5 protein-coding genes and 1 pseudogene are annotated in these 9633 nt (G+C 73.2%); 5 read left to right on the top strand and 1 reads right to left on the bottom strand.

The window, feature by feature from the left end; translation table 11 throughout:
* The 5 genes and pseudogenes from DLJ59_RS18260 to DLJ59_RS18240 form a co-directional block, all read left to right on the top strand.
* On the top strand, positions 1-952 hold a 952-nt coding region (locus DLJ59_RS18260), incomplete at its 5' end, for a glycoside hydrolase family 5 protein (RefSeq protein WP_208648745.1).
* A 228-nt stretch (positions 953-1180) separates the two neighbouring features.
* The gene (locus DLJ59_RS18255; protein WP_208648744.1) at positions 1181-3850 is read left to right on the top strand and encodes a carboxylate--amine ligase/circularly permuted type 2 ATP-grasp protein; all 2670 of its coding nucleotides are present in this window, start codon (positions 1181-1183) and stop codon (positions 3848-3850) included.
* An 89-nt stretch (positions 3851-3939) separates the two neighbouring features.
* A pseudogene (locus DLJ59_RS18250) lies at positions 3940-5271 on the top strand (N-acetylglutaminylglutamine amidotransferase); the annotation flags it as partial.
* 56 nt (positions 5272-5327) lie between these two features.
* A complete protein-coding gene (locus DLJ59_RS18245) occupies positions 5328-5894 on the top strand; it encodes a hypothetical protein (protein ID WP_244236098.1) in 567 nt (188 codons plus the stop codon).
* A gap of 73 nt (positions 5895-5967) precedes the next feature.
* Positions 5968-6522: a dihydrofolate reductase family protein gene (locus tag DLJ59_RS18240; protein WP_124773842.1), complete on the top strand. Its 555-nt coding sequence runs from the start codon at positions 5968-5970 to the stop codon at positions 6520-6522.
* Positions 6523-6530: 8 nt separating this feature from the next.
* Here DLJ59_RS18240 and DLJ59_RS18235 read toward each other — a convergent pair whose 3' ends face one another.
* The gene (locus DLJ59_RS18235; RefSeq protein ID WP_244236097.1) at positions 6531-9569 is read right to left on the bottom strand and encodes an AfsR/SARP family transcriptional regulator; all 3039 of its coding nucleotides are present in this window, start codon (positions 9567-9569) and stop codon (positions 6531-6533) included.
* Between the last annotated feature and the right edge of the window lie 64 nt (positions 9570-9633).

Raw genomic sequence — 9633 nt, 5'->3', positions numbered from 1 at the left:
GTTGAGCCACATGCTGCTGATGCCGCGCAGTTGCACCCCGCCGCCCACCATTGGCACGCCCGTCGAGCGGCACGGGCAACTGCGGGTCTGCGGCACCACGATGTGCGACAAGTCCGGCGCCCGGGTGCAACTGCGCGGCATCAGCAGCATGTGGCTCAACTGGGAGACCGCCCCGTACGCCGAGAACCTCTCCGCGCTGCGCTGGATGCGCGACAACTGGAACCTGCAGGTGATCCGCGCGGCCATGGGGGTGGAGCCGGCCGGGGCGTACCTCAGCGACCCGAACAAGGCGCGCGGGCAGGTGGAGACCATCATCAACAACGCGGTCACCGCCGGGGTGTACGTGATCGTCGACTGGCACGCGCACGAGGCGCAGAACAACCAGTCCCAGGCGGTCGCGTTCTTCGGTGACCTGGCCCGCCGGTACGGCCACCTGCCCAACGTCATCTGGGAGCCCTACAACGAGCCACTCCAGGTCAGTTGGACCAACGTCATCAAGCCGTACCACCAGGCGGTGGTGTCCGCGATCCGCGCCGCCGACCCGGACAACATCGTCGTGCTCGGCACCCCGACCTGGTCACAGGACGTGGACGTCGCGGCGGCCAGCCCGGTCAGCGGCACCAACCTGATGTACACACTGCACTTCTACTCCTGCACGCACGGGTCGTCACTGCGCGCCAAGGGTGACGCGGCGATCCGCGCCGGTCTGGCGCTGTTCGTCACGGAGTGGGGCGCCAGCAACGCCGATGGTGGCCTCGACGGGCGGGCGTGCCTGCCGGAGGCGCAGTCCTGGATCGACTGGATGAAGGCGAACGGCATCTCCTGGACGGCCTGGAAGCTCGACGTCGGCACCGACACCACCAACCTGCTCAGCCCGGGCGCGCCGGTGACCGGCGGGTGGACCAACTACCTGCACGGACACGCGCCGTTCGTGGTGGCGAACATGAGGTGACCCCGGCGTTCCCTCACCCATGATCCACTCGGCTTCGCTGATGTCGGGGTGTCCAGGCCGGTGGGATACCCCGACATCACCAACCCGGTCGACGATGCCTGCTGCCCGCCGCTGAGCAGCCCGGACAGAACGGGCCCGTCACCTTAACGCGCCGGAAACACCTCCGGTACCAACCCTGGGAACGCTCGTCGGACAGTCGACACCACCGACACGCGAACCGGGGTGACCATGGCCGACAACACCACGAACGCGCCGACGTACGACGGGCCGGTGGACCGGTCCGGCAACGGCCGGACGCTGCCCACCCCCCGCACCAACCCGGCCCTGTCGCTCGACGACGGCGACCCGGCGGACCTGGCCACGATCGGGGTGGAGGAGGAGTTCCACGTCGTCGACCTGCACACCCGGGAGTTGGTGCCCCGCGCCGGGGAGTTGCTCGACCGGCTGCCGGCGGCCTCGTTCACCGCCGAACTGCACCGCAGCGTGGTGGAGACCAACACCGCGGTCTGCCGCACCCTGGACGAGATCCGCGCCGAGCTGACCGGGCTACGTCAGGCCGCCGTCCAGGTCGCCGACCGGGCCGGGCTGGGCATCGTGGCGGCCGGTACGGTGCCGCTGCGCGCCGACGGAGACCCCAGCGTCACCCCCACCTCCCGCTACCGGCGGATGCTCGACGAGTACCAACTGCTCGCCCGGGAGCAGCTGATCTGCGGAGCGCAGGTGCACGTCGGCGTCTCCGACCGGGACCTGGCGGTGGCGGTCACCCGTCGGGTCCAGCCGTGGCTGCCGGCGCTGCTCGCCCTCTCCACCAGCTCGCCGTACTGGCTGGGTCAGGACAGCGGCTACGCCAGCGTCCGGTCGCTGGTCTGGCAGCGCTGGCCCACCGCCGGCGACCCGGGCGAGGTGACCAGCGCCGCCGACCACGAGGCGCTGGTCGCCGAGCTGATCGCCTCCGAGACCATCACCGACCCCGCCATGATCTATTTCGACGTCCGGCCGTCGGCGCACGTGCCCACCGTGGAGCTGCGGATCACCGACGCCAACCCCGACGTGGAGACCATCGTCCTGCTCACCGGCCTGTTCCGGGCGCTCGTCCGGCGGGAGGTCGCCGCCCTGCGCGCCGGGGTGGAGCGCACCGGCGTGCGACCACCGGTGCTGCGCGCCGCCGTGTGGCGGGCGGCCCGCTCCGGCCTGGAAGGCGACCTGCTCGACCTGCCCCGGTCGGCCCGACCGGTGCCGGCCGCCCAGGCGGTCCGCCGCCTGGTGACCGACCTGCGCCCACAGTTGGCGGCGACCGGGGACTGGGAGCAGATCAGCGAGCTGACCCGGTACGCGCTGGAACGCGGCAGCTCCGCCGCGCGGCAACGGCGGGCGTACCAGCGGCGTGGCCGGTTGGCCGACGTGGTCGACCTGCTGCTCGACGAGACCCGGGGCCGGGTCCGCGAGCCGCTGCCGGGGGCGACGACACCACCGGCGCTGCCCACGTACGCCGACGCCGGCGACGAGGTCTTCGGGTCGGCCGGACCGCAACCGGCGTACGCCCCGATCCTCGCGGCCCTGCGCCAACTCGGTGCCAGCAACCTGCGTCAACGCGAGCACGACCGGGACGAGGAACAGCGGGCCCGGGGGGTGACGTTCAGCGTGGCCGGTGAGGCGAGCACCCGGCTCTTCCCGGTGGACCTGGTGCCCCGGGTGGTGCCCGCCGTCGACTGGCGGACCCTGCGTACCGGCCTGGTGCAACGCGCCCGCGCCCTCGACGCGTTCCTGCGCGACGTCTACGCAGACCGGGCCGTGGTGGCCGACGGCGTGGTACCGGCGTGGGTGGTGGAGTCCTCACCCGGGCTGCGCCCGACCGGGGCGCTGATGGGCCGGCGGGGCACCCGCGTCCAGGTGTCCGGCACCGACCTCGTCCGCGACCCGGACGGCGGCTGGTACGTGCTGGAGGACAACCTGCGGGTGCCCTCCGGGATCGGCTACGCGGTGCAGAACCGTCGGCTCACCCGGGCGGTGCTCCCGGAGCTGCCGGTGCCGAAGGATCTGCTGCCCGCCGACGAGACGCCGGCGATGCTGTACCGGGCGCTGCTCGCCGCCGCGCCGGCCGCGGCCGACGACCCCGCAGTGGTGGTGCTCAGCAGCGGACCGGGCGATCCGGCCTGGTTCGAGCACCGGTTGCTCGCCGACGAGATGGGTGTGCCCCTGACCGAGACCAGCGACCTGCTCGTGGAGGAGGGCCGGGTCCGGCTGGTCCGCGAGGGGTGCCGCCGCGAGGTGGACGTGATCTACCTGCGGATGGACGAGGACGCGCTGCTGCACGCGCCGGGCGCGGACGGGGTGCCGTTGGGGTGGCCGCTGCTCGCCGCGGTGCACGCCGGGCGGCTCACCCTGGCCAACGCGCTGGGCAACGGTGTCGCCGACGACAAGGCGCTGTACGCGTACGTGCCCCGGCTGATCGAGTACTACCTGGGCGAGAAACCACTGCTGGGGGACGTGCCCACGTACCTGTGTGGGCTGCCCGAGCAGCGGGCCGAGGTGCTGGACCGTCTCGACGAGCTGGTGCTCAAGCCGGTCGACGGGTACGGCGGTGACCGGGTGGTGATCGGCCCCCGAGCCGAGGCCGACGAGTTGGACGCCGTCCGGGAGCAGATCCTCGCGGCCCCGCACCGGTGGATCGCCCAGGAGATGATCGCGCTGACCACCCACCCGGTCTTCGACGGTACGGCGCTCGCCCCCCGCCACGTCGACCTGCGGGCGTTCGTGTTCCTCGGTGACACCGCCGAGGTGGCGCCGGTGGCGCTGACCCGGGTGGCACCGGCCGGCAGCATGATCGTCAACTCCTCGCGAGGCGGCGGGTCGAAGGACACCTGGCTGCTCGGCGGAGCCGACGAACCGTCGGCGTAACCCACGCTTGACTGACCCGTCATCGGGACGCAACCCGGCCCGCCAAGCCTGGACCGGTCAGCGGCCCCAGCGGATGAGAGGTGCGTGCCATGTGCGGTATCGGCGGCGAACTCCGCCTCGACGGGGCACCACCGGACCTGGCCGCCGTCGAGCGGATGCTTCCCGACCTGGCCTCCCGTGGCCCGGACGGCGAGGGGTGGTGGCAGCACGGGCCGGTGGCCCTGGTGCACCGCCGGCTGCGCATCATCGATCTGTCCGACGCGGGCGCGCAACCGATGGTCGACAGCGAGCTGGGTCTGGCCCTGGTCTTCAACGGCTGCGTCTACAACTACCGGGAGCTGCGCGACGAGCTGACCGCCGCCGGTTACTCCTTCCGGTCCACGTCGGACACCGAGGTGATCCTCAAGGCGTACCACAGGTGGGGGAAGGCCTGCGTCGAGCGGTTCTCCGGGATGTTCGCGTTCGCCCTGGTCGAGCTGGCCACGCACACGGTGGTACTGGCTCGCGACCGACTCGGCATCAAGCCGCTCTACCTGGCCGAGGGGGCGGGCCGGGTGCGTTTCGCCTCGACAGTGCCGGCGTTGCTCGCCGCCGGTGACGTGGACACCGACCTCGACCCGGTGGCACTGCACCACTACATGAGTTTCCACTCGGTGGTGCCACCGCCGCGCACCATCCTGGCCGGGGTCCGCAAACTCCCACCGGCCACCGTGCGCGTGATCACCGCGGACGGCCGGAGCGTCGACACCGTCTACTGGCGGCCGGAGTTCAACCGGGCCGCCGCCGCTGCCATGTCCGCCGACGAGTGGCAGGAACGGCTGATGGCGGCGTTGCGCACCGCCGTACGTCGGCGGATGGTCGCCGACGTGCCGGTCGGCGTGCTGCTCTCCGGCGGTCTCGACTCCAGCCTGATCGTCGCCCTGCTGGCCGAGCAGGGTCAGACCGGTCTGGCCACCTTCAGCATCGGCTTCGAGGCGGCGGCGGGGGAGACCGGCGACGAGTTCCACTACTCCGACCTGGTGGCCCGCCACTTCGACACCGACCACCACCAGATCCGCATCGGCGCGCAGCGGTTCGTCCCGGCAGTGCACCAGGCCATCGCGGCGATGAGCGAGCCGATGGTCAGCCACGACTGCGTCGCGTTCCACCTGCTCTCCGAGGAGGTGTCGCAGCGGATCACGGTGGTGCAGTCCGGGCAGGGCGCCGACGAGATCCTGGCCGGCTACGACTGGTACCCGCCGATGGCCAACGTGGCCCGCGCGGACGCCGTCGAGGCGTACGCCCGGGTGTTCTTCGATCGTCGGCACGACGCGCTCGGCGGGCACCTGGCGCCCGAGTGGATGCTCGACCACGACGCCAGCCTGGAGTTCGTCGCCGCGCACTTCGCCGAGGCGGCCCGTACGGCCACCACCGCCTGGCTGACCCGGCACCTCGCCGCGACCGCGACCGTGATCGGCTGAGGCGTTATCCTGCGCCGGTGGAGGTCGCGGCGCAGGGCGAGCGGTTGGCCGCGGACCTGGGCCGCTGGCTGGCCGAGCTGACCTTCGTCGACCTGGACACCGACGAGGTCACCGCGCGGGTGATCGACGCGGTGGTGCGGTGGGCCGAGGCCCAGGGTTGGCGGGTCTACCGGCGCGCGCCCAGCGTGTTGCCGTTGCCACCGCCGCTGGAGCAGCGGCACTCGGTGCTCGACGTGGCGTGCGCCCGCCCGGACGGCCCGCCCGTGGTGGTGGAGGTCGACCACACCGACCGGGCCCGTACGGTGCAGAAGCTGCGCGCGGAGGCGGACGCCGGCCGGATCCCGATCTGGGTGCGGTGGGGCGTCGGGCGTTTCACCACGCCGGAACCGCCGGTGCGGATGGTGACCGTCGAGGTGAGCCGGCGGGCCGGTCCGGCCGGCCGTGGGCGGCTGCACAGCCGCATTGGCGACCGCCCCGCGCCGGAGCACTCCACCGGCGGCGGCACGGTGGCCACGCAGGCGTTGCCGATCCCGCTGACCGACCCGCTCGCAGACCCGCTTTCGGGCCCGCGCAAGAGCACCTGAAGCGAATCGTAAGCGGGGCTCGGCAGAGTTCTGGGTGTCACCGGAGCACACGACAGACACCCAGGAGATTCCGATGCGCAAGCTCATCAACTCGACCTACATCACCCTCGACGGCGTCATCGAGAACCCGATGTGGACCGGGCCGTACTTCGACGAGGAGGCCATGAGCCTCGCCGGAGCGCAGACCGACGAGGCGGACGCGATGCTGATGGGCCGGGCCACCTACGACGGCATGTCCGCCGCCTGGCCGACCATGGACGAGAGCGACCCGACCACCGGCGCGGCGTACTTCAACAACGTCAGGAAGTACGTCGCCTCGACCACCCTCACCAACCCCACCTGGAACAACACGGAGGTGCTCCAGGGCGACCTGGTCGAGGCGGTCACCGCGCTCAAGGCCCAGGAGGGCAGGAACATCATCCAGTACGGCTTCGGCTCGGTCACCGCGCAGCTGATCCGGGCGGGCCTGGTGGACGAGGTCCGGTTCTGGATCCACCCCGTGCTGGAGGGCACGGCCAGCCTGACGGTGCCGCTGACGGACTTCAAGGCGTCGTTCGACCTGGTCGACACCCGGGTGCACAAGAGCGGCGTGATCGTCGCCTCGTACCGGCCGAAGGCGATCGCCTGACCCGTCGATCAGAGCTGGGCTCGGGCCTCGCCCGGGCTCAGCTTCGCGCCCTCGCCGACCAGCGCGTCGAACCGGTCCCGCCCGAGGGCGCCCCGCACGCGCTCGGTCACCCGGTCGGTCTCGTCGCGTTCGGCAGGGGAGGACGGCGCCCGCGTGGCGAGCCGGGCGGCGGCCGCCGCGCCGAGCAGCCGGGCCGCGACCTCCGGTACGCGCACCGCCGACGCCATCCCCTCCAGGGCGTAGATCGCATCGCGGGGTGCCGCCATCGCCTCGGCGACCTCGAACGCCTCGACGTGCAGAGCCAGCGCGCCGTCCGGGTCACCGCCCTGCTCGACCGCGTGGCCCAGCTCGACCAGGACCGGAGGCAGGTAGAGCGCCGGCTGGGCCTCGGCACGCCCCCGCTGGGCGAGGCGGGTCAGGTGGGGGACGGCCAGGTCGAGCTTGCCGTCGCGGCGGGCAGCCAGCCCGAGGCTCATCTCGGCGAAGACCAGCGCGCTGGGGGAGTCCTGCTCCTGCGCCAGCCGGTACGCGCGTTCGGCCAGTTCCCGGGCCTGCGGGTAGTCACGGGTCTGCACCGCCAGCCACGCCAGCCAGGACAGCTCGGTGCCGACCTGCTGCCACAGACCCAGCTCCTCGGCCCAGCGCAACCCCTCCCGGTGCAGGTCGGCGGCGCGTTCGTGCTCGCCGCGCAACTCGGCCAGCCCACCGGTCCACTCGGCGGCCTGGAGCCGGCCCCACCGGTCACCGACCTGCGCGAACAGCGCTGCGCTGCGCGTCGCGGCGCGTTCCAGCGTCGCCTGGTCACCCGCCACGTGCGCGATCTTGGCTCGGGAGGCGAGCACCGCTGCCTCGGTCCACGGGTCGGCGGCGACGGGAAGCAGCTCCGCCGAGAGGGTCAGGTCACTGTGGTCGATCAGCGCGTTCGCCGCGAACCAGGCGCCGCGGCCGTCCGGGTCGGCGGCCACCGCCGCGCGCACGTCGGTCGGCACCACCGCCTCGCCCTGCACCAGCGCGAAACCGACCCGCCACGCCGCGGCGCGAGCCTCCTGCGCCGCGTCACCGGGCAGGGCGAGAGCACGCCGTGCCTCGGTGAGCCGGCCCCGCAGATACCAGTACCAGCTGAGCGCGACGGCCAACCGCAGTCCGCCGCCGTGCACCAGCGCGGCGCGCAGGTTCGCCGTCTCCGCGTCCAGCAGCGCCAGCCACCGCTGCTGGTCGGCGCCGCGCAGCTCAGGATCGGCCTGCTCAGCCAACTCGGTGTAGTAGGTGGCGTGCCGCGTTCGCACGTCGTCGACGTCGGTCAGCTGGTCCAGGCAGAACGCGGCGACCGATTCGAGCAGCCGGTAGCGGGGGCCCACCCCGGAGTCGTCCAGCACCACCAGTGACCTGTCCACCAGCCGGGCGAGGGAGTCCAGGTCGGTCCGGCAGACCCGCTCCGCGGCCTCCGGGGTGCAGCCGTCCGGGAACACCGCCAGCCGGGCGAGCACCGTCCGGTCGGGCCCGTCCAGCAGATCCCAACTCCAGGCGATCACCGCGGTCAACGTCCGCTGCCGTGGTGGCACGTCCCGCTGAGCGGTGGTGAGCAGCCGGAACCGGTCGTCCAGCCGGTCCACCACACCCCGCACCCCAAGCGCGCGGACCCGCGTCGCGGCCAGCTCCAGCGCCAGCGGGAGACCGTCGAGACGACGGCAGAGCTGGGCCACCGCCGGCGCGGTCCGCTCGTCCAGCCGGAAGCCCCGCTGCTGTGCGGTGGCGCGGGCGGCGAACAGGCGCGCCGCCGCCGAGCGCCGGACCGCGTCCAGGTCACCGTCCTCGGGCAGCGACAGCGGGGGTACCTCCCAGAGCAGCTCCCCGGTCAGGCCGAGCGGCTCCCGGCTGGTGGCGAGGATGCTCACCTCGGGCGCGTCGCGCAGCAGCCGGGCGACCAGCGCGGCCACCGGCTCGACGACGTGTTCGCAGTTGTCCAGCACGAGCAGCAGGTGCCGGTGCCGGAGGGCCGCGACGAGGCGGTCGGTCGCGGACAGGGTCGTGCCGGCGGCCTCCCGGACGGCCAGCACGCCGAGGACCTGCTCGGCGATGCGCGGGTCGCCGGCCGGCAGGGGAGCCAGCTCCACCAGGTGGACACCGTCCGGGCAGGACCGGGTCCGGGCCGCCTCGGTGGCCAGCCGGGTCTTGCCGACACCGCCCGGCCCGACCAGCGTGACCAGGCGTTGCCGAGGCAGCAGCCCGCGCAGCTCGGTCACCGCCTCGGCCCGCCCGACCAGCTCGTCGAGCTGGGCCGGCAGACTGTTGCGGATGATCGCGGCCTTCGGCGGCGCGCTCAGCCCGGCGTCCTGTTCGAGGATCCTGCGGTGCAGCGCGACCAGGTCGGGGCCGGGGTCGAGGCCCAACTCCTCCGCGAGCCGGTCGCGCAGGTCGGCGTAGCTGTCCAACGCCTCGGACTGGCGGCCGGCCGCGTACAGCGCGCGCAGCTGCACCGCCCGCAGACCCTCCCGCAGGGGGTGCCGGGCGACCAGTTCGGCCAGGTCGGCGGCGACCAGGTCGTGCTCACCCCGGGCCACCCGCGCCTCGGCCAGCCGTTCGTGCGCGGCGAGGCGCTGCTCGGCCAGGCGGGTCGCCTCGGCGCGGACGAACTCGGCGTCGGCCAGATCGGCGTACGCGTCACCGCGCCACAGCGCGAGAGCTGCGGTGAGCCGGTCGGCGTCGGTGCTGCGGGTCAGTTCGACGAAGCGGTCCGCGTCGACGCTGTCGGCCCGCAGCAGGTAGCCGGGCGGCCGTGACTCGACCAGCTCGCGGGCGCCCGGCTCGGCGTTGTTGAGCGCCTTGCGCAGCTGCGACACCCGCACCTGGAGTGCGCCGGCGGGGTTGGCGGGGGAGTCGTCACCCCACAGGTCGTCGATGAGGCGGTCCGCCGAGACCACCTGGTTGCGGTTGGTCAGCAGGTCGGCCAGCAGCGCGCGTACCTTGGTGCCGGGCACCACCACCGGCTCGCCGGCGTCCGTGGTCACGGCGAGCGGCCCGAGCACCCCGAACTGCACGGCGGTCATCTTAGGCCCTGACGCCGGTAAGGCGACCTGAAGCGGACCGTAAGCGCGCTGGCGCACCGTGTGG

Origin of the sequence: Micromonospora inaquosa (assembly GCF_003857055.1) — a bacterium.
Taxonomy (GTDB): domain Bacteria; phylum Actinomycetota; class Actinomycetes; order Mycobacteriales; family Micromonosporaceae; genus Micromonospora; species Micromonospora inaquosa.
The sequence above is the reverse complement of the archived record's forward strand: the minus strand, read 5'-3'. Positions and strand labels throughout refer to the sequence as shown.

Bases quoted from the DNA above. Each gene is read 5' to 3' on its own strand.
- DLJ59_RS18235 (WP_244236097.1), bottom strand. From the start codon at position 9,569: ATGACCGCCGTGCAGTTCGGGGTGCTCGGGCCGCTCGCCGTGACCACG.
- DLJ59_RS18240 (WP_124773842.1), top strand. From the start codon at position 5,968: ATGCGCAAGCTCATCAACTCGACCTACATCACCCTCGACGGCGTCATC.
- DLJ59_RS18255 (WP_208648744.1), top strand. From the start codon at position 1,181: ATGGCCGACAACACCACGAACGCGCCGACGTACGACGGGCCGGTGGAC.